This is a genomic window from Streptomyces sp. NPDC107538 (assembly GCF_055657445.1).
Genome location: NZ_JBVKAY010000023.1, coordinates 83,254 through 109,714 on the forward strand (window position 1 = coordinate 83,254; position 26,461 = coordinate 109,714).

Here is a 26,461-nt window from a genome sequence, read left to right on the forward strand (position 1 = left end):
GTTACTCCTCGGCGGCCGTCCCAGTGCACCACGTGCTCCAGGTCCGCCAACTGCGCCTTCGAGCGATTATCGCTCCCCCGTGTCCCAGCAGGCGCTAGAGTTCCATCCCGTTGTAAATGGGGGCGTTACACCGACGCGTTGCCGACTGCACACCGCACGCGCTCGTGCCGTACTGCAAGGGAGCACTGTGCGACTCGTCGAGCTCAGCGTCAGCAACTTCCGTTCGTTGGGCCACGTCGAGAGCATTCCGATCCACAAGCAGACGATCCTGACCGGGCACAACGACTGCGGGAAGACAGCGACGCTGGATGCGATCGCGGTCCTGCTCGGCGAACGCAGCATCATCGACAGCGACATCTCCGATTTCGCCGAGGCTGAGCCGGTCCGTGCAGCGTTGCCCCTGGACCAGGCCGAGGAGCGGCGCACGGTCACGGTCGAGGGCAGGTTCGCTCTTTCCCCGGCGGAGGAGAAGGCGCTCGCCACGGGCCCGTTCCTGCGGGTGCGCCGACGTCATGCGGAGGGTGAGCGCAGCTGTCTGGAGTGGTGGACGCAGGTGCCGCGGAATCCGGCCCTGCGCGACATCTCCGCCCTGAAGGCCGGCGAGTTGAGGGAGCTGGCCTCTGAGCTTGGGCTCAAGCTGTCCGAGGGCAAGCCGAACGTGAAGGACAGCTGGGCAGAACTGCTCAAGGAGCACGCCGCCGGCACCGGCGACAAGGTCACCGACTGGGTCGTGGCGCCCGAGGCGGTCGCTGCCGCGCTTCCCCAGTTGCTGTATTTCAAGGGCGATGCGGCGGAGTCTCCCGAGGCGGTCGTACGCAGCATCCTGACGGCAAAGCTGCGCGAGTACACGTTGCGGGAGGAGACCCGGAAGAAGATCACGGATCTGGAGGACGAGTTCGCCGCTCTCCTCAAAGACGACATCGTCCGGCTGCAGAAGCTGGTCGAGGAGCGGTGCGCATTCGATGCCTTCACCGTGGATCCAGGCGTCCAGTTCCGGCCGACCGTCAACAGCCTGTCGCTGACCGCCGCCGCTCAGGGCCAGCGGGCCGTGTCCTTGACGGCAGCAGGCTCTGGCCGGTCACGCCGTGTTTCCCTGGCGCTGTGGGAGGCCAGTCAGGAGCTGCTGTCGGAGGATTCCGACGACGGCCCCGGCGTGATCATCGCCTATGACGAGCCCGACACCCATCTGGACTACGACCACCAGCGCCGCATCATGCAGATGATCCAGGTGTCGGCGTCGGCCGCGCAGTCCACCGTGATCGTTGCGACCCATTCGCTGAACCTCATCGATGGTGTCGACATCCAGGACATCGTGCACCTCAACAGCCGCAACGGGCGGGCCTACGTGCAGTCGCTCGGCGCGGAGGACGACGACGAAGACACCCGCCGGTTCATGTCGAACATGGCCCTCTCCCTGGGCTTTCGAAACAGTGTCCTGCTGCACGAACGCTGCTTCGTCGGTGTGGAAGGCCCCACGGAGTACGCAGCCCTGCCCATCCTCTTCAAGCTGGCGTTCGGCTACCCCATCCAGTCCGCAGGCATCGCCCTGTGGGACTGCAAGGGCAATGACGGGGCCCTGAGCTTCGCCAAGTTCCTCAAAAAGCACAAGCGCACCGTGGTGTTCCTCGTCGACGCCGACACGATGCGCGACAAGCAGAAGCAGTTCAACATCGACCGCCTGAACAAGCAGGGATTCACCGAGGCCGACTGCCTCTTCCTGGGAGATCCCAACGAGCTCGAGGACGTCTTCAGCGACGAACAGTGGGCCGACACCATGAACGCCGTCTGGCCCCGCAAGGACGAACGGCAATGGACCGCCCAGGACGTGGGTGACCTGCGCAAGGAGGGGAAGTTCAGCAAGTCGCTGCACGGCCTGCTGCGCCAGCACTCCACCACCTCGCCCAACGGCAAGGAGGACATGGTCGTCGAGCTGACTCGTCGGCTGCGCACCGCAGCCGACGTCCCGCGCGCCCTGGTGAAGTCCTTCGAGGACGCGATCAAGGTTGCCCGGGAAGCAGGCCTGGCCTACTGGCCCGAGGGCTGACCACGGCGCAGTGAGCGGCGTGCTCTCATCCGGCTCAGACGCTGCTCACGCGTGGGCTCCTCCCACGAATGCACACCCACCGACGACACCCAGCGCCTCCCGTGCCGGCTCTGCTCCTCACCGCACCACCGGCACCCCGACGGCGCAGGAGGACCTGCATGGCGGACGCGCACAGTCATGGCATGCACCTCGGTACTCTCCACTCGTTGTGCCGGTAACGTACATAAAGACTCCCATGTGCCACTGACAATGGGCAGAGCCAAGCCCGCGGCAAGAGGCGCACCGTCCACCCCGCGCCGCCTTCTCCGGCATGGCCCTGTTGTCGCAGGTCACAACGGTCCGCGGCGGTAGGCACGCTTCCCTTCTGCTCGGCGACACCGCGAAGGACGGTGCGGGTGAAGTGCTCGGGAAGAGGCAATAGCGGCGAGGTACCAGGCAGGTGTGGAGGCTTGAGAGGCGAACGAAGCTGCCTGGTCTCAGCACTCATCCGATCCTGGGCGGAACCCTGAGCCGCACCGGCTCCTCCTGGCCGCCCACACGACTCGGATCATGGAGGGAATTCGGGCAGTCATGCTGCCGGCCATCATGAACCGGTACACGTCACCCGCCGCGACCGTGAGCTCCGACGGCCACGCGTCCATCGCCTCCGACTCATCGACGCACCGCACATTCACCGCTGCTGCGGTGCCGGAATTCACCAGTTCCCAGACGGCCTTGTTCCGATGTTCGATGCGCAGCGCGGCTCGAGCCCCCGGTGGCGAGGTGATGCGGACCAACTGGGCTGCATCGATGACCATCCACCACGGCCCAGGCTGGATCATCCGGCAGGCTGACACGACCATCAGCATGGCCCGGCATCACGCTCATGGCGTCAGCATGGCCCAGCAGACGTCACCCTGGCACAGGGGCGACCAGTGAAAGGGGTATGTGAGAGTGGTTCGTACGGGAGGCGCCGTGGCCGGCCGGTCGCGGCGGAAGAAGCCCTGGCGTCCGGCACAGCGGCTGGCGCTGTCGGTGCGATTCATCGGCGGGGAGTCGACCGGCTCCTACATCCGGCGCCTGGCGGATGCAAACGGCATCCCCGACCAGGAGTTCTGGCCCATGTTCGGCACGCCGCTGCGCAAGGACGGCGTACCGGACGATCCGCGCTACCGCGAGGGGTATCTCAATGCGGCCGCACTGGACCGGCTCGCGGTGATGACGGGCCGCTCGGTCGGGGAACTGCAGTCCGCTCTGCCGAACCTGCGCACGAAACGGCTGCTGACAGCAGCGGGCGGACCGGCGTGGGACTGGCCCTGGGACACCCGCGGCAGCTTCCTGGTGAGGATGTGCGAGGTGTGCGCCCGTATCAAGGGCACGGCGTGGGATTCCTATCTGGCCGCCGACGCGACATGGCAGGTCTGCGCCGCGCACGGGCGGTGGCTGGACAACCGGCGCAACCCCGACGCCGGGGCCATCCCGCTGTCAGCCCTGCCCGAGATCGCCGGCGCCCACCGCCTGCGGGAGCTGCTGGAGCGCCGGTTGGGCGCGGGTGGGCGTGCGATGTTCGCTGACGCCTACGCCATCGCGTCGTGCTGGTGGAACATCCCTCTGCTCAACGCTCCGGTGTGGCGCACCCGCAGACGGGCGCTGGGCAGCGTGGGCCGGGACGAGCTGCGCGTCGCGCCGCTCGTGTTCTACCCGGAGGCCGTACGCCTCGCGTACTGTCTGGCGGCGCGGGAACGGCAGTGCCAGCGCGGCGCCCTGACCGGGGACGCGGACCGGGCGTGGCGGGAGAAGCTGGCGGTGCTGCTGAAGGAGTGGGGCATCCCGGTGGAGGGCCTGGTCGTGGTCGAGGAGTGGATGGTGCGGCATCCCCCGGCGTCTTTGGGCCGGGCCGGGCTTGAGGGAGAGGGCGACGTGGTGCGGCCTGCCCGCGGCCGCTACCGGCGTCTGCCTTTGCCTGCCCCGCACACCGGCCTGGTACGGGGTGCGAAATCGACGTTCGTGGACCGTTCATGTCTGAGCTGGCGGCTGGGCGACCTGATCACCGCTCAGCTGCAGCCGGCGGCACGCGGCCGGTTTTTGGGCGGCCGTGCCTGACACTCCCGGATCGCTCATCCCGGGCGCACAACCCAGCCGTAGTAGCTGATCATGTCACTCAGGTGCTTGTGGGTCACGCGGTGGAGGCGAGCAGCCCAGCTGCGGGCGGTTTCCTCGTCGGGCAGTCCACCAACCGAGAAGTGGACGGGCCCGGTGCTCCCCCACGCCGCCTCGCCCATGCGGACTGCTTCCCTGATCATCATGTGCAGCTCGAGGGCTGTTTTGCCGTGCACCACGACCAGCTTGGTGGTGGAGGTGTCGACCCTCGCGCTCCACCCGTCGGCGCGCTGCAGGACGAAGGCGGTCGGTGTTGTGCCCCGGCGGGCCTTGCGGTAGGTGGCAGCCAACGCGTGGGGGCGGCCGGTGAGGTCTGCGACAGCATCCTGCCGGCCGGCTCCCGCCCGCGTCCGGCTCCGGTGTGCCCGTGGGGAAGGGGACTCGTCGGGGGTGTGGCCGAACTCGGCTGCGCGGCGGGCCAGTTCAAGAAGCGCGTTCAGAGCGCTGTGTTCGATGGGGTGCAGGGTCGTCAAGGTTGCGAGGCGCTCGTGGAACCAGGCTCCCAGCGGGAAGGAGCCGGCGGGACCGCTCCTGCTTCCCCTCCACGTGACCTGGTGGCCCGCGGGGATGTCCAGGTGACCTTGCTCTGCGAGAAAACGGGCCGCGTAGGGCAGCCCCAGGATGAAATCGTTCCTGCGGCCGCTGCCCCGGGCAGGCCGCAGCAGGATCTCGGTGTCGGGTTGCGCTCCGATCTGCAGGAGCAGGTCCTGCTGCTCAGGCGTCAGGCGGAAGAACTCTCTTTCCTGTTTCTCCAGCCAGTGGGCGGCGGCACGGTCGTGCTGCGAACGTGCACGCGTGGCCAGGTTCCAGATCTCGCCCCGGCCGGGGTAACGGGCCTTGGCCAGGCTGTAGTAGGACTGCCAGGCGGGCGGCCAGGGCGGGTTCCACCACCGGTCGATCCGGTCCAGGGCCCTTTGCACCTCGACGTCCAGGCTCCCGGCGCTGGCGCGGGTGCGACACGCGCCCAGCCATTTACCCAACGCGTATCCGCCGACCACAGTGGCGGTGGGGACGGCGAGGTGCCCGTGAGTACGGGCGAACAGGCGGGCGTGGTCGAGCATGCCCTGGACGGGCGTGGGCGGCGTCCAGCTCATGCCGAGGTGTTCCAGCGTCGTGCGGCGCTCGGCGGGCAGGGCACCCAGCAGGTGGTGAAGCCGCTGGCCGGCAGTCCACCGGCCCAGGCCGAAACCGTCCTCGTCGATGTAGTCGAAGGGGACGTTCAGGTGATGGAAGGAGCGATGGTAATCGGTGGCGGAGCGCAGCCCCTCAGTCCAGGTCCCAGCAGCGGGCACCAGCACCTTCAGGCCCAGGACACGAGCGAGTTGGGCAGCGCGTTCGGGGTCGCTGTAGAGCAGGTCGCGGGTGATCAGGGAGTTGTGGCGGGTCGGCGGGGGCAGGGTGACCCGGTCCATGAACGACTCGTCATGTGAGCGCAACGCCTGCAGGATCGCGATCAGGGCGGCGAAGTCGGAGCTTTCGAGGATGTCAGCGCCGTCGCCGGTCTCGGGCAGGTAGACGGGAATCAGCAAGGTGGTGCGCTTGCCCGCGCCCGGGCTCTGGCGCAGCCCCCGGGCGACTCCTTGGACGGCGTCGATGGTGCTGTAGCGGGGTGCGGCGAAGACGACTGCGTCCAGGTCGGGCAGATCGACGCCCTCGTTGAGGATGCGGGCGTTCGACAGGACCGCAACGTCCTGCCCGGGGTCGTCGAAAGCGGCGAGCAGGGACTGGGTCACGGTGTCGTCCTGCTCGCCGTAGACGGCGTGCGACCACAGGTGGTCGCGGCGCAGTGGACCGTGGACCTGGGCGGCGGTCTGCGGCAGGGTGCGGGCGAACCCGGTGGCCGCTTCGACACGGTTGTGGAAGGCCAGGATCCGGCGGAGCTTGTGCTCGTGGATGGCGCGCACGACAGCGACCTGAACGGCGGCGTTGCGCAGGCCGTCGTGGTGCGCGGTGCCGGCGGGATGGGGGTCGTTGAGGATGCTGAGCAGGTCCTGGTCCTGGTCGTCGACGCCAACGACCAGGACCTGGTAATCGGCGACGATGCCGCGCTCGATGGCGTCGGCCAGGCCCAGACGGTAGACGGTGGGGCCGAACACCGCTTCGTGCTCCATCGTCGCCAAGGGAGGGCGGTCCTCGGTATCGAGGAGGCCGGCGTCGGGGCGGGCGGCCCAGATCCTCGGCGTGGCGGTCATGTAGAGCCGAATGGCAGCAGGTATCAGAGTGTCGTCGTGGACGGTGCCCCAGCCCTCTCCGAACGCGGCGCAGGTGCGGTGAGCCTCGTCGGCGATCAGCAGGTCCCAGGTGCCAAGTCCGCTGGAGTGGGCGGCGGTCAGGTGGTGCAGTGAGGCGTAGGTCGCCACCACCACCGCCGGCCCAGGCGACCCCGCCACCCGGGCGGCGATAGTGGCCGGGGCGCTGGTCATGGTGACGTCCCGAGACGGCAGGCCGCTGTCGTCCTGGGACAGGGAGCACACGCCGATCAGCAGGCCGCGATAGCCTGCCTCGCGCCACTTACGGGCGGTCTGCACCACCAGCGCTTTGGTCGGCACCAACACCAGCGTCGCTCCCTGGGGGGCGAGTTCGGCACAGGCACGCTGGGCGATGAGGGTCTTGCCGCTGCCGCTGGCGGCCACAACCGTCATCCGCCGCCGCCCCTCCCCCGCAGCCGCCCGGATCGCGGCCAATGCCTCTTGCTGGTGGGGACGTAACCGCATCGCACTCCTTCACACGGGCGGCCGTGCCGTGCGAAGGCTGAGGTGCCGCAGAACATGGCCGGGCAGGAAAGGCTATATCCCACGGGGCTGTGGCGGATCACCGGTTCAGCGGACGGTGCACGGGAGTTCGACCTCTGGTCCAAGTGCGGCGAATACGCGACCCGCCACCTGAGCGAAACCCTCGTGGCGCTCACCGACGCCGGCACCGCCATCATGGTCAACGCACCCCACCGCGACAGCGGCCTCGGCCTGCCCCTGTACGTACTGGCCCCCGCCGCCAGCGTCGTGGCAACCCTCGGACTCCACCCCACTTCTGGTATCTGCGGGTTCAGCGCCTCAGCGACACGGCAGGAGAAGCACTGATCTGCCGCCAGTGGCACGGCCACCTCGTCCACGACGGAAACTACGAGCCTCTCCTGCCCGCAATCGCAGGAGCAGATCCCCTCATCCGTCCCGACCTGTTCACACGCCTGTGCGACACGATCGGTGCCTCCCGCTGCCGAACCGGTATCAGCGTCCGCCACATGTCAGCAACCCACGACGACGCCCCCGACAGCGGTGACTGAGAACACCTCCCCGAGAGACTCAGATCACCCCCGGTCAGCCATCACGAGCCACGTCCGGCAGTACCCCCTCCCCACCTCTCAAGATCAACTACATCGGGGGCGCAACTTACGTCCAAGCCAACTGGTTGTGCGTCCAGTTACGACATCCTCTGTCTACTCACAGCATGGCTGCTCACAGGCCTCCCAACTACACCCGCACATCACGCACTTGATGAAGTACAGCAAACCACTGCTGATCAAGCGCCATACCAGTCAAGATCACAAAAGTTCTCTTCGTACTTCAAACGCTGCAGCCCAACGCCACACCGCTGTCGTAACTAGACGGAAGACCTACAGGCGCAGCGGGCCTGGGCGACGTGGGTGGGGACGTAGCCGGCGCAGCCAGGAGGTGGCGCGCGAGGGCGCGGGCGGTCTGCTGGAGCAGGTCGGGCATCAACTGGCGACCGAGACGGCCCGTACCCGGTTCGAGCGGGTGATCACCGAGTTGGGCAACGGCAAGGCGCTGACAGTGCGCGGGCGGGCCGAACTGCTGGACGTCGTGCGGGACGTGATGGAGCCGGAGTCGGTGTTCGCCGCCAGCGGCCTCGTCCGCGCGCTCGGGCCCGCGCGGATCCCGATGACCGTCGAGGCGGTCGTGACCCACGTCGAGGCCCTGCGCACAGCGCTGTGTCGCACCCTGGACGGAACGGTGGACGGCGCGCTGCTGGAGCGTGCCCGCGCTGTCCACCGCACTTCCATGGCTGGCTACCTCGCCCAGCGCGGGGGTCTTGCCGCCGAAGCCGGACAGCTGGCCGATCTTTTCCGCGAGCCCACGCTGCAGGAGCAGTTCGACCAGGCCGGGCGACAGTTCCTGCTCGTCCTCGGCATGGAGCTGATCCACCGGCGGCCGAAGGCGCACTCGGTGTGACGGCGGGCTGGTGGCAGGCCGTCCGGGGCCGCTGGACGAGGGAGGCGGCTGCTCGCCAGGAGCACCGTCTTGAACGGCCTGCGCTCAGATCGGGTATCCCGCGTCGGTCGATCGGCGTAGTCCTATTCCTGATCCGGATCTCCGTTTCGCCCTGGGCGGTGGGGAGTTGGGCGTAGAATTGTGGGCTGCTGGCATTGGTTTGCCAGCGGCGCACCCGCTCTGGCTAGACGGTACTGGCGTGTTCAGGGCTCGACCCTGGCATGAAGAGTGGCTGGCACCCAGCGACGTGAGCGTTCGGTTCTCGCAGGCCGAGCATCTGTCGGTGGGGAACGTTCGGTCTTATCGGACCGATCTGACCAGCAGCTCGCCTGGCTGCCGTGGAACGCCGGTCGGCACGGGATGTCACGGCGTGGGAGCCGTTGATGGAGCGTGACGGTGCACGCCGCCCCCTGGGGCGACGCGCAGTGGAAGCAGAGGCTTATGCCCTCCTGCTGCGCGCGACACCAGGAAGGGCAGGACATGACTTTGTCGGACAGTTTCGCGGGTCTGGACGGGCTCGATCACGACGATGGGCTGCCGCCTCTGCTGCGCCGCCCGGAAGCGGTTGAGGATCCGCAGCCGGTGACCAGGCTCCGCCGGGTACGCAGCGCACTGCTCAAGAACCCGGATGTTTCGCTGGACGAGGCGGCAGCGAACGTCGTCACCTCGGGCGCGGTGGACCCGTTGCGGCTGCAGGCGCTTGTGGCGGCTGAGCCGTTCGGTCTGCTGACGGCCAAGCCGGTCGTCGGGGGCACGCTGTATGCGACCGCACCGCACCCCCGCTACCTCGACCTGGATGTCCTTCCGGACATCATCAACCAGAGGTGGGCGGGACAGCTGCACACGGCCATGGACGTGGTCCCCTCCCCGTTTCTGGCCACCGTGTACGAGACGCTCACCGATGCGGCGAGCGGGGAGCCGCGCGCGGTCTTCACCGTCCGTATGCGGGACCGCAAGGCGCTGGCCCAGGCGGTCGCCGAGAGCATGCACCAGACGTTCTACGCCCAGAAAGGTGAGAACGACTACACCCAGAGCGTGCTCCAGCAGGGGGTGAAGGAGCCGCTGACGCTGTTCGTGGTGCGCGTGGTGTACGACGACGGCAGCGAGGACACCTTCCTGGTCACGGGCGACGGCAACAGCCGGCTGATGAGCATGTGGCTGGCGCGGACCGGCGGCGACATTCACGCCGCGGTCTCGGCCTGCATCGCCTCCGTCATCGGTTCGCTGGACCACCCCGGGGCACGCAGCCGGACGGAGCAGGGACAGGCCCGTCGACGGACCGCTGAGCTGACGATGCGGACCCGCAAGAACCTGGCCGCGGCCACGATCACGGAGGCGACGCGGCGGGAGGGCCACACGCTCGCGTTCCCCGCCGTCGTCGTCGTCGGCGCCCGCGCGGACGACGGCGGGCCGCTGACGGACCTGGTGGCGGCCCGGGACGACCTGCTGGCCAGCCTGCACGTGCACGTCACCCCCTGGACCCGTGGAGCGCAGAACACTCAGGGCATGCAGCGGGTCTACCGGCACGCCCTGCGCGAGGGGCTGATCAGCTCGGACGTGTACCGCGTGCTGTCGGGCACCGTCGGGGCGCAGGAGATGCACGATCTGCTCGGGGTCCCCGCGCACCGGCTGTGGGCGACCGCGGTCCATCAGCACGTGCTGCTGGCCGGGCCGGGCGCGTACGCCATGAACCGGCTGGTCAAGCAGGAATTCGGGATGGCCAGGGCCGACCGGCAGCGCATCAGCGAGCGGCTGGCGCCGATGGCGCTTTCTGCCTATCGCAGCCAGGACAGCATCGAGCAGGCGCTGCGGGCCTTCGGCAACGGCGGCACGATCACCGACCGGGTGTGGAAGCAGCCGTGGACTCTGACCCGAGGCAGCGACGCGTCCGAGGTCCTCGGCGACGTCCTCGACCGCGCCCTGGCCGGCGAGACGGGCGCGGTGGCTGAGCTGACCGTGCTCGGCGGGACCGCCGCGATCCTCGACGGCTACATCACCCGGGACCGCGGCTCGAAGGAGGGCACCGACCGGGACAGCCGTACGGCGCCCTTCCGGATCACGCCCGTGAACCTGCTGGACGCGCTGGCCAGGAACGCCGGAGGGCTGCGGATGCTGCATTCCATCGCCCGCGCCCACGTCGCCGCCGACCCGGCTGTCTGGCCCAAGCAGTTCCACACCCAGGACCGCGAGGTCGACGGGCAGCTCGTTCGGGACGGCGAGCCCGTGCTCGACAAGATCGGTGAGCAGGTCATCATCGACTACGAGTGGGACCTCGTCTACGCCGCCGACCCGGCCCGAGCCGAGGCCACCATCGCCAAGAACAGCCGCGGGCCGCAGGAGATGGAAGCGGAGGACGTGCGCCAGCGCCGACTGCTCGCGAGCGGCGTCACCTCCGTGTTCGAGGCCGCGCGATCACTCGCCCGCATGCACAAGAGCCGCGGCCCAGAGGTGTTCGGCCACGTCGACACAGTCGACGAACTGCGCGCGCAGCTGAGGCAGGCCGAGGAGATCCTGCTGCGCTTCGGGCCGTCCCGGGCCTCCTTCCTCCTCGACGAGGACGAGGAGGGCGAGGAATGAGCGCCGGCTTCCTGCGCCTGGTGGGTGCGGTGGCCGGTCGCCGCACCTCCGGCCGCTTCTCCGGGCTGTCGTCGGTATCGGTGGACTCGGCCTCCCCGCTGACGGGACACCGCCGGAGCGCGATGTCCCAGGAGCGCCAGTCCACGGCGCACGGGACCACCACAGAGAGGCGCGTCCGGTGAGCGCGCCCGTACCGCAGCAGTCCCGCTTCGGCGGGGTCCGGCCGGCGGCTGTGAGCGTGGTCAGCGGCAGTGCGATCGTCACGGCTCTGACAATGGCCAACGCTCCCTGGCAAGCCGTGGTGGGGACCGTGTGCGCCACGCTCGTGGTGTCGCTCCTTCTCGGCCTGGCCAAGATCGTGGTGCCTGATGAGTCCGAGCACAAGCGGGACCTGCTGCTCGCCTATTTCCGCTACCGCGAGCGCCGGGCCAAACAGCGCGAGCATCGGGCTGAACGACGCATACGCGGACGACGGCAGGAAAACCAGGGCACGAATTCGCAAGAACAGCACGACCGGGCCCCTGAAGGTGATCCTCCGCTTCAGTGATCATTGCCTAACCCTCGGCCAGTGACGACTACCGGTGATCCGGGCTGCACCTGGCTGAGCAAGCGTATCCGCCCGGGCCACCGCGACCTGATAGCGGTGGCCGGGCCTACGTACTGGGTCCTCGTTACGAGGTGGCTGACCGGGGCGGAGCACAGGTCGGGCGGTACAGCCGCAGCTACACCGCCCATAATGAGCGCGAGGCTCGTCTCATAACCTCCTCACCTCAGTGACGGGGGCGGCCTCCTGACTCCTGTGACTCGGGCGGCCAAACCAGGGGTCACAGGGTCAGGCAGCCAGCACGAGGGCTTGCCCACCGCCCGACACGATAATCAATAAGCTCGCGGGACAGGTACGTCACAGGATGAGAGTCGGGCGGACAACTCTGCGGCCGCGGCGGCAGGGCCGAAGACGCGGCCGCTATGCGCAGGGCCAGCCGAGAGTGGTGCACAGGTTCTCAAGGACCTGCCGGTCGGCTGCGGTCAGATGGGGTGAGAGACCGACACCGATGTCGATCAGGCCCGGCTGGTCCAGGCTCTGGCGCATGACGGCCAGCCCGGCGAAGGGGTAGTCGGGCGTGAAGTACTCGCAGGCGGCGAGTCGCGCGGCCCACACGGCGCCGGGGCGCATCCACGCTGCTCCGTAGCGGGAGACGTCGACCGCCAGGAGCACCGGCGCGCCGTCCAGGGAGCGGCCCTGGGCCGCCTTCTGCGCGCCGCGGCCGGCCTCGAACGCGGCGTACTCGGCCGCGCCCAGCGGGCCGTCGAGTATCCCGGCGGTGACTTCCCAGCCCACCGCGCCGTTTCCCAGACAGACCTGGACGGTTATCTCCACAGGTCCCGCGTTCTTCGGGTCCTCGACCTGGATGACCTCGGCTACGGCCGGGCTGCCCGTGCCGAGGGCATCGGCCTGGGTGCGCACGGCCGTCGCGACCTGGTCGGCAACTTCTGGCTGCAGACGGCTGGATAGCGGTCGAAGGCCAGATCCACGTCGACCCGGCCACCGCTGACCGCCTCCACACGCTCGACGAGTTCGTTGATGCTCTGCGGTGCCCGGGCTGTGACCTCGACCCCGGCCCAGACGGCGCCGGACCTGGTGAGCAGGAAGTCGGGGTTGGCAATCTTGGTGTCCCCGAGTTCGTAGCCGATTCCGGCACCCGTCAGAGCGAGGGCGAGCGCGAACTCTGCCCGCATCTCGAGAAGTTGCCCCATTGAGGCCAGCTGCCCGAACTCCGCGATCTTCCTGTGCCAGCGAGGATCGCCGGCGCCCGTGGCGTCGAGTGCGGCCGCCATCGTCTCCAGGGCGCCCAGCCCGACGAGGACAGCCAGGTTCGTCCCTGCGACGGCTTCCATGGCCCGTACGGGGTGGGTGGGGAAAGCGCCGGTGAGCCACCGCTGGAGCACCGGGCGGGCGGCGGAAGGCTGGGGAGTGTTGTTGGTCATCGTGCCGATCTCCTCGATCTCGCCCGGCCGGTGACCGGGGGTGGGCAAGCCGCCGGTGGGATCAGGTCGACCGTCCCGGTACCGGTGGACCGCGTCCGCAACCGTCAGAAGCAGGACGCCCTCGACGGCAGCCGACGTTCGACAAGACCGATTATCTCGGGCGTCATGCCTGTCGGCGTCGCCGCGGTGGCCGCGCTTGCCGCCATCCTCGCCGCCGCCGTTGCCGTCGGTGAACGCCGTTGAACGGCAATGCCCAGCCGGATGCTGTGCCTGGACGTCGAGTGCGGGATGCGTTCCGAGACCGTGCTGCACCGGCTGTACGGCACGGTGATCTCCACCGAGCCCGGCACCGGCCGAGTGGGATTCTCCCCCACAGGCGGCCACCCGGCCATCTCCGTGTCTATCCACCGGATCGTCGCGCTCACCGGCGACCGGCAGCGGCGCAGCGACGGGCCTGGCTGGACGACCTCACCGACGACGAGTTGGAGGAGCTGCAGCAGCAGGCGCGGGACGCGGCTGGCACAAGGCGGAGCAGCTTGCACGCCGCACTCGCCGCGCACACCCGGGCTGGGGGCGAGCCCGACGGCTGACGGCCGCCGGGGCCGTTACGGCTGCGCATGCTGAGTCAGGCCGGGCCAGTGAATCCTGGGTCCGGCCTGACGTGGGTGTGGTCAGGGTGTGGCCGTTAGGGCCTGTGTGAGGTCGTGATCATTATCGGGTTCTGGTCCCGTGCGGGGGTGGGGTCTGGTAGGACGCTGGGTGTGACACGTACGCAACTCCCCGACGAGCAGTGGGAGTTCATCGAGCCGTACCTGCCGATAGGCGAGTACGGTCCGTACCCCGAGCGGCTGCAGGAGCAGTTCGAGGGGGTGATCTGGCGGTTCCGCTCCAGCGCCCAGTGGCGCGAGATGCCTGCCGAGTCCGGACCGTGGCCGACGGTCCACGGGCGCTTTCGCGTCTGGCGGGACGCCGGGGTCTTCTCCGCTCTTCTGGAGGGCATGATCGCCGAGGCCGCTCGCCCGAGACAGACGGACTTGTCCCTGGTCAGCGTGGACTCCACCACGGCCCGCGCCCACCAGGACGCCGCCGGGACACACCTCGGCAAGGACGTCATGGACGCCCTTGAGGAAGCCGCCGCCGAACAGGAGCGGGCCCGGCAAAAAAAGGGGCGGCCCGCCGGGACAGAACGGGCAGGACGGCGGGGACGGTCCCGAGCAGGAAGAGCGACGGCGTATCCGACGGCGGCGCAAGTTCCGGCTGAACCAAGCCCTGCTCGGCAGATCCCGTGGCGGACTGAGCAAGATTCATCTCGCCGCGGACCGCAGGTGCCGTCCGCTGTCCCTCGTGCTGACTGCGGGACAGGCCGGCGACAGCCCGCAGTTCGTCCCCGTGCTGCAGAAGATTCGGGTCCGTCTGCCTGTGGGCCGGCCTCGGAACCGGCCCGGCGCTGTCGCCGCGTACAAGGCCTACTCGTCCCGCGCCAACCGCTCTTACCTGCAAAAACGCAGCATCAAGGCAGTCATTCCATCAAGGAGCGGAACACGGTCGAGCGGCTCATCAACAAGCTGAAGGCCTGGCGGGGCATCGCCACTCGATACGACAAGTCGCCCGAGAGCTACCTCGCCGGCCTCCACCTCCGTGCCTCAATGATCTGGATCAACGACCTGCTGAAGGCAACTGACTGAACACAACGTCACACACGCCCTAGGGTCACCACCCGGCTCGTTCGAGACGGGATCATCCATCTGCCCTTGGGGCGTGGCGGTCTCCATGCCCGCCTTCTATGAACTCGCCGCAGGCCTGGAGTGACGAACCGATCAGCCCCAGCCGCCTCGTCAGGGACCGTTCTGCCGACGTTCGAGCACGATGGCCCGAAACTCCATGCGGCGGCCCCATTCATACGCCGCCTCGGCCCGCATCTCGTTGATGAAGTTCGACTCCTCCGTCAGGTCCAGCTGCCGCGCCTGCAGCCGGCTGAGCTCGGCCTCAAGTTCGCCAATTTTTGTGGTGAGGGACGCGTACTCCGCCTCCAGCGTTTCCAGCTTCCGAATTAGCTCTTTCTTGCTGTTGCGCTCGTCGACGATTCTACGCCGAAGGAATTGAATCTCCTCTTCGATCAGCGCCCTCTCTTCCCACACGTCATAGTATTCCTCCTGCTTCGCCCGCTCCCTCTCCTGATTGCTCTCAATTTTCTCGCGCACTTCTTCGCGCGCAGATTCCAATTCCAAAGGAGAAAGGGAGTAATTGAAGCGACCCAACGTTTCCGATCTAATGTCAGCGGAATCTTCCGTCTCGCAGTAGGCGGATCCCTTCCTGTCCTTCTCCGATTTGGCAGCCAACCAGAGCCTCCGGCACTGTGCCTCGTCGAGGCGGAGCACCCTGGCGACCTCTCCGACGAAAACCAGACGCGGCACCGTCCTACCGTTCAGGAGGTTTGCAACCGATGTATGGCTGATCTGGGTTTTCGCGTTCATCCGCCTCGAAATCTCACGCGTGGTCATGTCCCGTGCACGCGAGGCCTCGTGCAGCCAACGGCCCATCTCTTCGCGTGCGGGATAGCGCTGCGATTCATTCATCGCACCATGATGCCCCACCTGGATCACACCGTGAGTGGCTGGCCCGTAAGACTCTGTGTCAGGCTGTATCGATCTGTAAAAGTCTGCACATGCCTGTCAGATGTTGCGCCCGGATACTCTCTTCCTCGATCGCACCGTGTATGAATTCGAGTACACACGCGACGCAAGGAGTACATGTGGTTGAAACCCTGGTGGACGGCCTGATGAATCAGCTTCCCACCGCGCTGATCACCAGCTTGATCGCCCTGGCTATCAGCCGATTCAGATCCACATCGCAACGTCAGGACAGTGAATCCCCGAGGGCGAGGAACGACGAAAACGACCCCTCATGACGGATTCTGTCGGAACATCGCGCCAGGCGACACCGGTTCGCAGCACGTACATCACCCCAGCGAGTGCTACTCGGTCGGGAACGCGCAGGCGCCCGGGGTGGCGACGGCGTCGTTCGGGAGTGGGCGGCAACAGCGGGGCCACTCGGCACCGAGACCCTGCTCGCCGCGCTGACTGCACGGCTATGCGCCCACGCCCCGGACGGCAGCTGGGACATCGGCATGTGGTTCAACGACCTTCACCGACCGGCCCAACCGCGGACGCGCCCACCACCGCCGTCTGTCCGTCGAAGGCGAGCAGAGCACCCTCCACTGGGACTCCCCCCAAAAAAGACCTCCACGTCGCTCTCACCGCCCCCGTGATCGGACTGACCGGCTCCATTGGCCACCCCACCCGCGACGGATGGCTGCTGCACTACAGACGCGCCAGCCTCACGGCCCATCCGGTGGCGTACAAGTCCTGACAACACGATGGAGTGCCAGTCAGGACACCACCGCACCACCCACACCCTGAACGAGCGTGCGGTCTTCGGCGATCACGAAGGGTCGCGGACGTCGTTCCCGGGCTCAGCCTCATCGCCCTCAGGGGATTGAGTGCCGTCTTCAGCGGCCGACGGTGCTACTGGTACGAGCCGGTCTGTGTCCGAGAGCTCCAGTGCTCGGTGAATGCCGTCGATGGGCGGCGAGTCGTTGTCCGTGACGATGATCTGCAGACGGTCGATGTGTTCGGTGGCCGTCTCCAACAAGGTGGCGTACATCTTGCGGAGCCGTTCCAGGTCGACGCCCTCGTGGCCGACGTTGCTGCTGATGCCGTCGATGATCAGAAGGTTGGGCAGAGGGATGGCGTTGCCGTCGAGCGCCACCTTCTGGTGGGCGAGGACGTGGGCCACGTTGACGAGGACTTCGACGCCTTGGGACTGAAGGTCGGCGAAGGAGCGTCCGTCGACCACGGGCATGTAGGTCTCGCGGTTGATGCGGGAGCCGGGCTTGTTGTCGAAGCGGGGCGCGTCGAAGCTGCGGAGGGTGGCTTCGAAGGCCCTCGTCGAGCTTGTTCAGGCGCTCGTGGACGGCCGCATTGCTGTGCCGGGAGGCGGCGATGCGGTCGTTGAGGTCTTCCTGCTCCCGTTCCAACTCGGCGATGCGTTCGTTCTGTCCTTGAAGCCGCTCGTGCAGGGCCAGGGCATCGTCGATGCGAGCGAGGTGTTCCTCCAGCCGGGCTTGCTGGGCGGCCACCGCTCGGATGCGTGAGGTCTCGTCGGTGAGGTAGGTGGCGCTGGCACGGTCGAGTTGCTCGCCGAGCTCGGTGCGGCGGCGCGCCTGGGCGGAGCGGGCTGCTTGGAGTTCGTCGAGGCGGTTCGTGCTGCGCTTGATGAGTTCTTCTGTCTCGGTGACCTGTTCGATGACGCGGTCTTGCTCGGCGGCGAGGGTGGAAGGCGCTGGCGTCTGGGGCGGGGTCTGCAGGCACAGCCTGCAGGTGTTCTCGTCACCCCGGTCGGGTACGCCGGCACCACAGCGCGGGCAGGTGTGGAATTCGAAGTTGTTCAGCAGTCGCTCGGCGACCAGGGCCCTGGTGAGGCGGCGGCTTTGCGCGATGAGTTGGCCGCGCAGTTCTTCCAGGCGGGAGCGAGAGACGGCTTCGGCCGCGGCGGCGTCGGAGATGCGGCCAAGTTCGGCTTCCGCCTCGCCGATCTGCGTGCGCAGCGAGACGGTGGCGGTATCGGTGAGCTCCTGGGTCAGGTTCAGGTCGGCCTGCCGGGCCTGGGCGAGCTGTTGCTCGGTCTGCTGGCGCTGTACTTCGAGGTGAGGGCGGGAGGAGAAAACTGTGTTCTCGAGGATGCGCTCCAGGGTGGCCGCATCCGTGGTGAGGGCGTTGAGCTCGGTCGTGACTTTGCGCAGGTGTTCTCGTAGTCCCGCTGCCTCGGGATCGTAGAGGCCGTAGAGGATGTCGAAGACGTACTTGCGCTTGATGTTCTTGTGGTTGTTGTCCGGGGTGCCGAAGACGGAGTTGTCGATCTCCTTCTGCTTCAGGACGCAGTACATGAGGTAGTCGCTGATGGTCACGGGGACCAAGGGGCTCGCGTCATCCGTGGGGGCACGGGGGACGCGGATGGCGGGAAGGTCCAGCATGTCGAGCCACCAGTTGCGGAACGTCTGGTCGTAGCCTGCCTGCAGCTCGCTTGCGGGGAGTCGCCAGAGCTCTTGCTGGCCACCGATCTCCGCGATGTCGACCTTAGCGGTCGTGGTGGTGACCAGCTGCCGCACGATGCGGAAGCGGCGTTCGCCGATGAGCACGGTGCCGGAGAGCGTCCGCCCCCTCAGTTCGGGGACGACCTTCACGTCGGCGCCCAGCAGCGCCCGCAGGCAGCTGACGGTGGCAGTCTTGCCGCCGCTCATCGCGCCGACGATGGCGTTCATGCCGGGCTCAAAGCGTACGGTGCGCGTGGTGCCAACCAGGGTCAGTTCTTCGATGCGCAGTCTCACAGGTGGGTCCCCCAGTCCGCCTCGACGATTTCGGGGAACGTCTGGTAGATGAGGTCCTTCAGTTTGGTGCCGCTCACGTCGAGGTGTCGGCGCAGGAGCAGCGCTCGGTCGCGGACGGGGCGCCAGCTTTCGGTCTCCGCCAGGGCGACGGCGACGTCGTGTCCGGCCGCGGTGGTGCGGTAGGTGGCGACGGCGTCCTCGTGCTTGGGCTCGATCAGCCCTTTGCCCGTGAGGGCGCCGAGCAGCGCGTAGTAGGTCGGGTCCCAGGGCCCGTACCGGTAGCGGATCATGCTTTGTTCGATCGCACCGGTCAGCCAGGGGTCTTCGCCGACGTCCGTATTGGGCCGCCGGACGGCCATGAGTTTTCTGAAGTGCTGGGGATAGCGCAGCAGGAAGTCGAGCTTGGCCAGTTTCATCCGGCCCTCGATGCCCTTGCTCCGTTTGGACTCGGAGAAGACATCGATCAGGAGCAGGAGGCGTGCCTGGGCGTCTGCCGAGGGTGGCTGGCCGTCGGCCGTCGGCGCTGCGGCCAGGGGCGCGGCCGTGTCAGGAGGCGTCACGGACGTCCCCCCAGTTGAATCGGCATTCGTCCGAAACGGCGCAGGCTCGTCCCATGAGCAGGACGCCGTCCTGGGCGTAGAGGGGGTGGCGGTCGTACGCGACCGGGTTGTCCTGGAGCGCCTCCTGCAGGCCGTCGAAGATGGCGTCGGCCGGCTGGGGGTGCTCTTTGTGGGTGCGTCCGACGCGGCGGGCCAGCAGCAGCAGCCGCTGGTCCAGGTCCGTCTCGATGGCCAGGTTGTCGGGCCAGGTTCCCAGGGCCTGTTCCCTCAACCGGTGGTGGTCCGCTTGAGCCCGGAGCATCTTCGCCTCCTCGATGACGTCCTTGGAGGCGGCTCCCTGGCGAAGTTTGCGTACGAGCGCGGTCTCCGGCCCGTGGAGAGCGTCGGAGACGTCATCGAGCAGCACGTGGTCGGGCCGGGTCAGCCGTTGGCGAACGTCGGCGATGACAGCCATGGTGATCCGTTTGCCCAGCACGGCCGGCAAAGGGGAATCGACGGCCAGCAACTCGGTCCACCGGGCCGGGGGGCGGCCTTGCGTGGCCTCGCGGGTGCGGCGCAGCAGCTCCGTGTATAGCGCGTCCACCGTGCCCACGGCAATCTGCTGACCTGCCAGGTCAGCGAGGACGCGCGTGTTGCGCGCTTCGACGTCTTCACGCCGGACCAGGGCACGCACACGAACGAGCCCGAGAAAGCCGTCCAGTGCATCGTCCTGGGGCACGCGGAGGTGCGCGGCAACTCGCTTGCGGCAGTTCGCATTCGCTGCGCCCTCTCCCCTCGACAGCGCGACGACCGGGGCGTCGGCGGGATCGAGGTGTCCCTCGATCCCTGCGGTCAACTGGTAGACCAGCCCCAGACCGCTGCCCTGTACGGCGGTGTGGGTACGCCACAGGCTCTTCAACGGCCCCTTGGCGATCACGTCTTTGAGGGACCAGGGCTCGACTGAATCGCGAGTCTTGATCTGCTGGAAATCCCAGTACAGGTCCCCCTCGACACACCGGGAATCGCCACTGCGGGCTACGACAATGTCTTCGATGTGCTCGCATGTGACGTGCTGGACAGTCCCCCCTGCCAACATCTCCAAGATCGCCTGGACCGCAATGTGGACCTGATACTCGTAGCGCCGGAATGTGGGCGAACCCGTATCATCCGGCGCTTCAATCTCGATCGGATCGGCCATTCGTCCCCCAGCTCGTCACCCTCCAGGCACGCAGCGTAAGGCGATTTCGATCTTTCGTCGACATCTCGGGACGCGAGAGGCCGACCTCGACGTTGGCCCGGATGATTCGGCGGTGCCGGTCGTCGCTGTGGGCCTGCCTGAGTGGTTGTCGTTCTGCGCCTTTCTGCGCCAGCGCATTGCCCGACCGCGCCGCTGCTCAGGACGGCCGGGCAGTCGTGAAGCTACTTCATCGGGGCTCCTCGACGTCGGTGAGTGCCGCCATACGGGCGACGCCCGCCGTGCAGTGCGGGCCCCTCACCGGCGTCGCCGGTGGGCCCGCAAGTCGACCGCGATGCGCAGGCTGTTCCAGAACACGTGTGTGGCGCACAGCCAAAGTTGCCATAGCGGTAGTTCCCGCCGGACCTGCCACAGCATGCCGGTGCTTTCTTCCATGAAGACTTCCCACTGGGTCTGCGACTTCGAGGGCCACACGCACCGGGTGATCGCGAGCAGTCGGATGATCATCCGGACGGACGGCGGCAGTCCGAGGCGGCTCCCTGCGAGCATCCCTCGGGCCCCATCGCCCCTGAGCACCCAGTCGACGAGGGCCGCGCTGGCGCACAGGGTCAGGGTACGGAACACCTCGCTGTCCATTCCGGGAGTGGCACACCAGACGAAAAAGACAGCCAGGCCCATCGCTGCCCCCCGCGCCATCCGCGCGGCCACGCCAGGTACGCCAAGTCGGTCTGTTCGACCGCCCGTGCGGACCACCCGGGCGGAGTCCGCCCCGTGGGAGGGGTTCAGCGGCACGCCGCTGCCAGCCGTTTCGGGCCCGTCCTTCTCCTCGCCGATGGCGTCGGGGCTCCGCTCGGCCTCCAGCATGGCGTCCCCGTACATCCGGTACCACGCTTCTCGGCTCGGGAAGTCCCCGGTGTCGCCGCCGTCGCTCTTCGCGTACTCGACGCGCATGTAGTCCGTCAGGCTCTTCAACACCGCCCAGGAGGGCACCTGCACGCCGCGGCGAACCTTAGACGCCGACGCGACGGAACAGTGTGCGCTCTTGCTGATCACCTCGAGGTTCTGGTCGGGCCAGTAACGGTCGAGCGTCCGAGCCAGCCGGGTGGCCGCCGGAGGCATGTCGTCCGAGATGCCCTTCGGCTTGCGCCCTGCCTTGCTCTTCGGGCGCTCCGCCGGAACGGCTCCCGAATCCGGCGCGGCAGTCACAGGGTCTCCAGGAAGCGGTAGAGGCCGAGTGCCACGAGGGTGGCGACGAACTGGAGGGCGAAGACCACGACCGGATTCGTCATGTCCAGCGCCGACTTGAGCGCGGGCGCCATGCGGCGCATCACCTTGAGCGCGCTGATCACCTGGTGGGCGGTCAGGGCGAATAGCAGCGCGAACACGAGGTGCCACACCAGCTCAAGCACCGTCGGCGCGGATTCGATCAGTTCATGAATCATGACTCTCCGTGCTCGCACATGGGTACAACCGGTGGCCCGCAATGACGTAAGACGTGCATAACGGGGGCGATGAGTGCGAGACTGGGTGTGCTGGCGGGGGCCTGCGTCGCTCCGTCCACTAAACAGTTCGGCGCATGGCCCTCGCAGTTCTGCCTGAGGCACCGGCTCCTCAGAGGGTTCGTAACTCAACCTACTAACTGCCTCAGCGCGCAGCCCAGTTCAGACGCCATTTACGGCGATGGACGAAAAAATGCCCCGGCTTCCCGGCGGGGCATTTTTGCGTCGGGAGTCGGAATGAATCCCAGGTCAGGGGGATTGCGGACATGCCGCCTCGGCCTCTGGCACCTCGGGGAGGACGGCCGCGGCGGGTCGCCCGGAGGACGCGAACCAGGTCCCCCGCGCTCCCCCCACGAGCCGATCTCCGCCGCAGCGGCTGCGGACTGGATCGCCCGGGCCCTGGGCACGCCGAACGTGCCCGACGAACCGCCGGTCGTGAGCGGCGGCACCAGATCGAGATGGCCGTCACCATCATCGCGCGTACGGCGCGAGTCGAGCCGAAAGATGACCTGGTTGGTGAACTCCGCTGGGGCCAGGATGTGTTGGCCGGATGGGAGGGGGGAGTTTGTGCGCACGGACAGGCGACGGATTCAGACGGCGGTACTCGGCGGAGCGGACTCGGATGAGCCGTTGACGCTGCCGACGGAAGCGATCGAGCTGGATGCATTCCGCCGTTCTCACGATGACGACACCTTTTGGTGCGGGACGCTGCTCGGGGGCTGCGGCGGCCAGTTGACCACGAAGCTGTACACCGATCGGGCCTGTCATTTCGCACATCACCCGGATCCGGACGAGCTGCCGCATGTGTGCGGGCGCAGCTCCCGCAGCGTGGACAGCGCAGATCACCTCTATGTGCGGTCGGCGGCCTCGGCCTGGCTCGCCGGCCGCGGGAAGCGAAGCGCACGTGGCGCAGCCGGGCCTGGCCGTCGTCGATGTCTCAGCGTGTGACGACCAGACCGCGTTCGCCGTGCAGGCGCTGCTTGCCGGACGCTGGGCGACCGCGTCGGCGGACCGCACGATTCGGGTGCCGGGCGAGCCGGTGTGCGGCTGCGCTGCTACCTCGATGTCCGTCAGGAGCTCGGACCACAGCAGTGAGGGTCAAAGCCAGCTGCGGGTGTCTTCGCCTCGTCGCGACTGCTTACGTGGCCGGCTCGTACGCGACGTTCTGCGCCGGGCAGCCGTCGGCCAGTTCGTACAGGGCCGCCAGTTCGGCTTCGTCCGCGGTTAGGCTCCAGCGGAGTTTGGTGGCTACCCACTCCGCGGCGTAGCGGCAGTGCGCGTCGGCTGCGGGCGGGAGCCACTGGGCCGGGTCCTGGTCGGCTTTGCTGCGGTTGGAGCGGGCGGTGACCGCCACCAGCGACGCTTCTTGTCCCTGGTCGTTGGCGTAGGCCTCGCGGCGCTGTGCGGTCCAGGTGAATGCGCCGCTGTCCCAGGCTTCGGCGAGGGGCACCATGTGGTCGATGTCCAGGCCGGAGGCCGATGTCACGGTGACGTTGTCGTAGTAGCGGTAGTTCGTTAAATCCGGCCGGTGGTGGGGATTGACGACGGGTTGGGTTGGTCGTAGGCCGGTGGTAGGAGTCAACTGCCCGACTGGGGGGCTGAAGATGACTGCTCGCCGTCCGTGTCCGCCCGCGCCGGGTCCGCTGGAGGACTACGCAGCCCGGTTCGATGACCTCTTCTTCAGCCTGGCCCAGCAGCGAGGGTTCCGCGAGTACCAGCGGCGGCAACGTCGACTCAGACGGGTCCGACCAGCGTTCACGGCCGGGGCGGGACCAGCACATGGCCCATGCTGGAGCATCAGCCGTCCGGATCACCGCGGCGAGAGAGTCGAGGATCTTCAGCACGCGCGGGGCGCCGAGGGGAACCTTGCCTCCAATACGCGCTCGGTCGATCTCGTCCTGGCCACGTTCCACGTCCAGGTCCCGGAACCGCGCCAGCGCATCCTCGCTGCGCAGTTCGCGTTCTGGTGAGTCAGCAGGTGCCGCAGTTCCCTGGCCCATGTCACCTCGTCGGTCTCGACCTCGGTTCCGAGTACCTTGTGCGCAGTGACCAGGGTCTTCCATCCCGGCGACTCGAACTTCGGCGGGGAGGTCAGTTTGATGGTGTGCTCTTGCCCTCCATGGTGAGGGACGAGCCCAGAGCTTCCTGCAGCGCTTTCTCCAGGTACACCTCGAACGCGGCGACGGCGTTCTTCACGACCGACGCTTCGGTGATCCAGGCGTAGGAGTGGGGCCAGAGTCCGTCGACTGCATCTTCGAATATGTCGAGGTGCTCGTCCCCGTAGTGCCGGTCCGGGTCGAAGCGCGCGGCGAAGGACTCCTCGGCCTCGTCCCAAGTCTTCTTATAGGCCTTGTCCGACCACTGGGCGGAGAGCCGCAGGAAGGCACGGTTCTCCCGGTCGTTCCACTTCCAATCATCAAATGCCCGGCTGACCGTGCCGCTGTCCTCGTTCCACGTCATGAGCCGAGGGTAGAGAGCAAGTCTTGGCTGTCCCAACGGTTTTCAAAGTGGACACCAACAATTACAGGAGTATCCGTGCGTACCGGTCGATGAGGGGTTCGAGGTAGTCGGCGTGCGGGCCGTCGAGGGCCTTGAGGTCGGCCGGGCCGTGGACGAAGGCGATCTGTTCGAGTTCGGGGGCCTGGCCGAAGGCGGCGGTGGCGGAGACAGCCGCGCTGAACCGGTCGTTGAGGAGCGTCGCGGGCTGGGGCAGGGCGGCGAAGTGGATGCCGATGTTGCCGTGGTCGCCGCGGGTGACAGCCCACAGGGTCAGGTCCTCGGGGGCGGTGTCGACCCCGAGTTCCTCCAGGAGTTCCCGCGCTGCGTTATGGCGCAGCGCCCTAGCGTCCAGGGGCTGGCCGGCGTCGGGGTGCTCGACGGAGCCGCCGGGCAGGTGCCAGCGGCCGGGGTGGGCGGTGGCGGTCGACATCTGGGCGACGAGCAGGGCGCCGTTGTCGGTGGGCTGGAGGATGTCGACGAACAGGGACGGCAGGGGGTGGGCGCCGGGTACCCGGCGCAGGGCGAAGTTGCGGTAGGAGACGCGGGACCAGCCGACGACGAGTTCGTGCGGGTTGGACTGGTCGAGGCTGGTGCAGGCGACGACGGGGCCGTCGAAGAGCGCGGGGTTGTTGCGGACCAGTTCGTCCCAGGCGCGGTCGCGTGCGGCCTCGTGTTCGGCGGACAGCCGCGGCGGTGGCTCCTCGTGGAGGCGGAGCTCGGTGGCCTCGATGACGTCAACGGGTGGGTGCGTTGAGGGTTGGGTCACCGTCGCAGGCTGTCACACCAGACACCCTGTTCTCACGGGGATGTCACTTTCGTTAGCGAAGTCGAACTCGTGGTGCCCTTTGTGACCGGGTGATGGTTCAGAAGTGCTCGGCGCACCAGAGTTCGTGTTCCGTGGTGCTGCGGATGAGGGTGGTCAGGCTCTGTTCGTCGGTGGCGTGGGCTCCGGCCATGCGGGCGGCGGTGCTGCGGTAGCCGCCGGCGTACCAGAGGGTGGCCTGGCAGCGGTCGACTGTCACCTGGGGCTCGACGCGGGTGGGCTGGAGTTCGGCCGCGCCGTGCGTGATCTGCAGGAGGTAGCGGTCGGTGCCGCCGTTGCCCTGGTCGACGCCGATGGGGAGGGTGGTGTCCAGGTCGGCGGGCCAGCCGCGGAGCCGTACGGCTTCCGGCAGGTCGAGGATGCGCAGCATCCACGGGTGCCAGGACTCGGCGGTGGCGCTGCCGTAGCGGCGCAGGCCGTGGAGCAGCAGCGGCTGGGGCGGGAGGCTGGTGCGCTGGAAGGTGATGGTGGGGATTCGGCTGTTGTGGCGGCCGAGGAAGGCGAGCATCGCGGAGGCAACGGTGTCGTCGGTGGCCCAGAAATCGTGGACGTCTAGGCAGTTTCGTTTGGATCAGTCGGTCGTTGGTCCGGGTGTGCCGTTAACAGATGCGCAGTGGGCGCGGATCGAGCCGTTGCTCCCGGACCGGACGCCGAAGCAAGGTGGTCGCTGGCGGGATAATCGTGAGGTGATCGACGCGATCGCGTTCATGTTCCAGACGGGAACGCAGTGGGTCCATCTGCCGGAGAAGTACGGCAACTGGCGAGGCGTCTACAACCGGTTGAGGATATGGGCCGTCGATGGCACCTGGGAGCGGGTGTTCACCGCGCTGATGGCCCAGGCCGATGCCGAGGAAGACCTGCCCTGGGCCGTTTCCGTGAATTCCACGATCGTGCGAGCTCACCGGCACGCGGCTGGGGCCCGCAAAAAGGGGCCCCAGCCGGTGAACCGGCCGACCACGCCATCGGCCGGTCCCATGGTGGGCTGACGACCAAGATCCACCTCGCGGCCGATGCCCGCTGCCGGCCTCTCGCGTTCGTCCTCACGGCCGGTCAGGCCAGCGATGCACCGGCCTTCACCGACGTCATGGCCGGCCTGCGTGTTCCCCGGCGACGTGGCCGGCCGCGCACCAGGCCGGACGTGGTCCTGGCGGACAAGGCCTATTCATCCCGTGCGATCCGCGACCACCTGCACAAGCGCGGCATCCGGGCCGTGATTCCGGTCCCGGCGGACCAGCAAGGCCACCGGCTGCGACGACGCAGCCGAGGCGGCAGGCCACTGGCCTTCGACCGCGAGACCTACAAACAGCGCAACACCGTCGAGCGCTGCATCAACCGCCTCAAGCAGTGGCGCGGCATCGCCACCCGCTACGAGAAGACCGCCACCATCTACCTGGCCGGACTCCACATCGCCGGCATCCTCCTCTGGGCCGCCCGCTGATCCAAACGAAACCGCCTAGTGTCCTGCGCCAGTAGTTGATCGTTAGTTGGTTTGTGACTCCTACTGCTGGTGCGTCAGTTCCTCGTCGGGGCCCGAAGCTGGAGCCGTTG

At 67.8% G+C, this 26,461-nt stretch carries 23 protein-coding genes and 5 pseudogenes; 12 read left to right on the top strand and 16 right to left on the bottom strand.

Annotated features, from left to right (window positions below):
- The first annotated feature begins 187 nt into the window (after window positions 1-187).
- On the top strand, window positions 188-2,044 hold the full coding sequence (locus tag ACZ7MG_RS41695; protein ID WP_471395939.1) for an ATP-dependent nuclease: 1,857 nt from the start codon (window positions 188-190) through the stop codon (window positions 2,042-2,044).
- 476 nt (window positions 2,045-2,520) lie between these two features.
- Here the strand turns inward: ACZ7MG_RS41695 and ACZ7MG_RS41700 are convergent, their stop codons facing one another.
- The gene (locus ACZ7MG_RS41700) at window positions 2,521-2,892 is read right to left on the bottom strand and encodes a hypothetical protein (RefSeq protein ID WP_471395941.1); all 372 of its coding nucleotides are present in this window, start codon (window positions 2,890-2,892) and stop codon (window positions 2,521-2,523) included.
- A gap of 106 nt (window positions 2,893-2,998) precedes the next feature.
- Here ACZ7MG_RS41700 and ACZ7MG_RS41705 point away from each other — a divergent pair, with 106 nt between their 5' ends.
- Entirely contained in the window at window positions 2,999-4,126 is a 1,128-nt protein-coding gene (locus ACZ7MG_RS41705) for a TniQ family protein (protein WP_471395943.1), read from the top strand.
- 14 nt (window positions 4,127-4,140) lie between these two features.
- Here the strand turns inward: ACZ7MG_RS41705 and ACZ7MG_RS41710 are convergent, their stop codons facing one another.
- A complete protein-coding gene (locus ACZ7MG_RS41710) occupies window positions 4,141-6,897 on the bottom strand; it encodes a helicase associated domain-containing protein (protein ID WP_471395945.1) in 2,757 nt (918 codons plus the stop codon).
- Window positions 6,898-6,951: 54 nt separating this feature from the next.
- Between ACZ7MG_RS41710 and ACZ7MG_RS41715 the strand changes: the two genes are divergently transcribed.
- From ACZ7MG_RS41715 to ACZ7MG_RS41735, 5 genes are all read left to right on the top strand, one after another.
- Entirely contained in the window at window positions 6,952-7,260 is a 309-nt protein-coding gene (locus ACZ7MG_RS41715; RefSeq protein ID WP_471395947.1) for a hypothetical protein, read from the top strand.
- 591 nt (window positions 7,261-7,851) lie between these two features.
- Window positions 7,852-8,370, top strand: a complete 519-nt coding sequence (locus ACZ7MG_RS41720) for a hypothetical protein (protein WP_471395949.1) — start codon at window positions 7,852-7,854, stop codon at window positions 8,368-8,370.
- Window positions 8,371-8,889: 519 nt separating this feature from the next.
- Window positions 8,890-10,986 carry a hypothetical protein gene (locus tag ACZ7MG_RS41725; RefSeq protein WP_471395951.1) on the top strand — a complete coding sequence of 699 codons (2,097 nt, stop codon included), beginning with the start codon at window positions 8,890-8,892 and terminating at the stop codon, window positions 10,984-10,986.
- On the top strand, window positions 10,983-11,168 hold the full coding sequence (locus ACZ7MG_RS41730) for a hypothetical protein (RefSeq protein ID WP_471395953.1): 186 nt from the start codon (window positions 10,983-10,985) through the stop codon (window positions 11,166-11,168). Before ACZ7MG_RS41725 ends, ACZ7MG_RS41730 begins: the two co-directional genes overlap by 4 nt.
- Entirely contained in the window at window positions 11,165-11,533 is a 369-nt protein-coding gene (locus ACZ7MG_RS41735) for a hypothetical protein (protein ID WP_471395954.1), read from the top strand. Before ACZ7MG_RS41730 ends, ACZ7MG_RS41735 begins: the two co-directional genes overlap by 4 nt.
- Window positions 11,534-11,950: 417 nt before the next feature.
- On the opposite strand, the gene ACZ7MG_RS41740 is transcribed toward ACZ7MG_RS41735, so the two are convergent.
- The gene (locus tag ACZ7MG_RS41740; protein WP_471395956.1) at window positions 11,951-12,451 is read right to left on the bottom strand and encodes a hypothetical protein; all 501 of its coding nucleotides are present in this window, start codon (window positions 12,449-12,451) and stop codon (window positions 11,951-11,953) included.
- Entirely contained in the window at window positions 12,406-13,284 is an 879-nt protein-coding gene (locus ACZ7MG_RS41745) for a hypothetical protein (RefSeq protein ID WP_471395957.1), read from the bottom strand. The genes ACZ7MG_RS41740 and ACZ7MG_RS41745 overlap by 46 nt, the downstream gene beginning before the upstream one ends.
- 449 nt (window positions 13,285-13,733) lie before the next feature.
- Here ACZ7MG_RS41745 and ACZ7MG_RS41750 point away from each other — a divergent pair.
- A pseudogene (locus ACZ7MG_RS41750) lies at window positions 13,734-14,657 on the top strand (transposase).
- 150 nt (window positions 14,658-14,807) lie between these two features.
- On the opposite strand, the gene ACZ7MG_RS41755 reads toward ACZ7MG_RS41750, so the two are convergent.
- Window positions 14,808-15,548, bottom strand: coding sequence for a hypothetical protein (locus tag ACZ7MG_RS41755; protein WP_471395959.1), 741 nt, complete (start codon window positions 15,546-15,548; stop codon window positions 14,808-14,810).
- 176 nt (window positions 15,549-15,724) lie between these two features.
- Between ACZ7MG_RS41755 and ACZ7MG_RS41760 the strand changes: the two genes are divergently transcribed.
- Window positions 15,725-15,880 carry a hypothetical protein gene (locus ACZ7MG_RS41760; protein WP_471395982.1) on the top strand — a complete coding sequence of 52 codons (156 nt, stop codon included), beginning with the start codon at window positions 15,725-15,727 and terminating at the stop codon, window positions 15,878-15,880.
- On the opposite strand, the gene ACZ7MG_RS41765 is transcribed toward ACZ7MG_RS41760, so the two are convergent.
- The 6 genes from ACZ7MG_RS41765 to ACZ7MG_RS41790 all read right to left on the bottom strand — a co-directional run bounded on the left by ACZ7MG_RS41765 (window position 15,810) and on the right by ACZ7MG_RS41790 (window position 21,534).
- Complete coding sequence (locus ACZ7MG_RS41765) at window positions 15,810-16,058, bottom strand: transposase (RefSeq protein ID WP_471395961.1); 249 nt, start codon at window positions 16,056-16,058, stop codon at window positions 15,810-15,812. The two genes, ACZ7MG_RS41760 and ACZ7MG_RS41765, sit on opposite strands and share 71 nt — an antisense overlap.
- A 422-nt stretch (window positions 16,059-16,480) precedes the next feature.
- Window positions 16,481-18,358, bottom strand: coding sequence for a hypothetical protein (locus tag ACZ7MG_RS41770; RefSeq protein WP_471395963.1), 1,878 nt, complete (start codon window positions 18,356-18,358; stop codon window positions 16,481-16,483).
- Window positions 18,355-18,918 carry a hypothetical protein gene (locus tag ACZ7MG_RS41775; RefSeq protein WP_471395965.1) on the bottom strand — a complete coding sequence of 188 codons (564 nt, stop codon included), beginning with the start codon at window positions 18,916-18,918 and terminating at the stop codon, window positions 18,355-18,357. Before ACZ7MG_RS41775 ends, ACZ7MG_RS41770 begins: the two co-directional genes overlap by 4 nt.
- On the bottom strand, window positions 18,905-20,095 hold the full coding sequence (locus ACZ7MG_RS41780) for a dsDNA nuclease domain-containing protein (RefSeq protein WP_471395967.1): 1,191 nt from the start codon (window positions 20,093-20,095) through the stop codon (window positions 18,905-18,907). The genes ACZ7MG_RS41775 and ACZ7MG_RS41780 overlap by 14 nt, the downstream gene beginning before the upstream one ends.
- Before the next feature lie 294 nt (window positions 20,096-20,389).
- Window positions 20,390-21,298 (bottom strand): hypothetical protein, encoded by a 909-nt coding sequence (locus tag ACZ7MG_RS41785; RefSeq protein WP_471395969.1) that lies wholly within the window; start codon window positions 21,296-21,298, stop codon window positions 20,390-20,392.
- Window positions 21,295-21,534 (bottom strand): hypothetical protein, encoded by a 240-nt coding sequence (locus tag ACZ7MG_RS41790; RefSeq protein ID WP_471395971.1) that lies wholly within the window; start codon window positions 21,532-21,534, stop codon window positions 21,295-21,297. Before ACZ7MG_RS41790 ends, ACZ7MG_RS41785 begins: the two co-directional genes overlap by 4 nt.
- A 907-nt stretch (window positions 21,535-22,441) precedes the next feature.
- On the opposite strand from ACZ7MG_RS41790, the gene ACZ7MG_RS41795 reads away from it, so the two are divergent.
- Window positions 22,442-22,819 (top strand): DUF6207 family protein, encoded by a 378-nt coding sequence (locus ACZ7MG_RS41795; RefSeq protein WP_471395973.1) that lies wholly within the window; start codon window positions 22,442-22,444, stop codon window positions 22,817-22,819.
- Here ACZ7MG_RS41795 and ACZ7MG_RS41800 read toward each other — a convergent pair.
- Window positions 22,730-23,101 (bottom strand): annotated as a pseudogene (locus tag ACZ7MG_RS41800) (HNH endonuclease family protein); the annotation flags it as partial. The gene ACZ7MG_RS41795 and the pseudogene ACZ7MG_RS41800 overlap by 90 nt on opposite strands.
- A 94-nt stretch (window positions 23,102-23,195) precedes the next feature.
- Here ACZ7MG_RS41800 and ACZ7MG_RS41805 point away from each other — a divergent pair.
- Window positions 23,196-23,375 (top strand): annotated as a pseudogene (locus ACZ7MG_RS41805) (IS701 family transposase); the annotation flags it as partial.
- A gap of 307 nt (window positions 23,376-23,682) precedes the next feature.
- Here the strand turns inward: ACZ7MG_RS41805 and ACZ7MG_RS41810 are convergent.
- The 4 genes and pseudogenes from ACZ7MG_RS41810 to ACZ7MG_RS41825 form a co-directional block, all read right to left on the bottom strand.
- Window positions 23,683-24,051: a hypothetical protein gene (locus ACZ7MG_RS41810; protein ID WP_471395975.1), complete on the bottom strand. Its 369-nt coding sequence runs from the start codon at window positions 24,049-24,051 to the stop codon at window positions 23,683-23,685.
- A gap of 61 nt (window positions 24,052-24,112) precedes the next feature.
- On the bottom strand, window positions 24,113-24,856 hold the full coding sequence (locus ACZ7MG_RS41815; protein ID WP_471395977.1) for an NUDIX hydrolase: 744 nt from the start codon (window positions 24,854-24,856) through the stop codon (window positions 24,113-24,115).
- A gap of 97 nt (window positions 24,857-24,953) precedes the next feature.
- Complete coding sequence (locus ACZ7MG_RS41820; protein ID WP_471395980.1) at window positions 24,954-25,283, bottom strand: sterol carrier protein domain-containing protein; 330 nt, start codon at window positions 25,281-25,283, stop codon at window positions 24,954-24,956.
- Window positions 25,284-25,466 (bottom strand): annotated as a pseudogene (locus ACZ7MG_RS41825) (GNAT family N-acetyltransferase); the annotation flags it as partial.
- Window positions 25,467-25,479: 13 nt separating this feature from the next.
- Between ACZ7MG_RS41825 and ACZ7MG_RS41830 the strand changes: the two are divergent.
- Window positions 25,480-26,351, top strand: a pseudogene (locus ACZ7MG_RS41830) (IS5 family transposase).
- Window positions 26,352-26,461 lie beyond the last annotated feature (110 nt).

Bases quoted from the DNA above. Each gene is read 5' to 3' on its own strand.
- ACZ7MG_RS41700 (WP_471395941.1), bottom strand. From the start codon at position 2,892: ATGCTGATGGTCGTGTCAGCCTGCCGGATGATCCAGCCTGGGCCGTGG.
- ACZ7MG_RS41710 (WP_471395945.1), bottom strand. From the start codon at position 6,897: ATGCGGTTACGTCCCCACCAGCAAGAGGCATTGGCCGCGATCCGGGCG.
- ACZ7MG_RS41715 (WP_471395947.1), top strand. From the start codon at position 6,952: ATGGCCGGGCAGGAAAGGCTATATCCCACGGGGCTGTGGCGGATCACC.
- ACZ7MG_RS41725 (WP_471395951.1), top strand. From the start codon at position 8,890: ATGACTTTGTCGGACAGTTTCGCGGGTCTGGACGGGCTCGATCACGAC.
- ACZ7MG_RS41730 (WP_471395953.1), top strand. From the start codon at position 10,983: ATGAGCGCCGGCTTCCTGCGCCTGGTGGGTGCGGTGGCCGGTCGCCGC.
- ACZ7MG_RS41755 (WP_471395959.1), bottom strand. From the start codon at position 15,548: ATGAATGAATCGCAGCGCTATCCCGCACGCGAAGAGATGGGCCGTTGG.
- ACZ7MG_RS41780 (WP_471395967.1), bottom strand. From the start codon at position 20,095: ATGGCCGATCCGATCGAGATTGAAGCGCCGGATGATACGGGTTCGCCC.
- ACZ7MG_RS41790 (WP_471395971.1), bottom strand. From the start codon at position 21,534: ATGATTCATGAACTGATCGAATCCGCGCCGACGGTGCTTGAGCTGGTG.
- ACZ7MG_RS41795 (WP_471395973.1), top strand. From the start codon at position 22,442: ATGTGCGGTCGGCGGCCTCGGCCTGGCTCGCCGGCCGCGGGAAGCGAA.
- ACZ7MG_RS41810 (WP_471395975.1), bottom strand. From the start codon at position 24,051: ATGACGTGGAACGAGGACAGCGGCACGGTCAGCCGGGCATTTGATGAT.
- ACZ7MG_RS41820 (WP_471395980.1), bottom strand. From the start codon at position 25,283: ATGCTGCGCATCCTCGACCTGCCGGAAGCCGTACGGCTCCGCGGCTGG.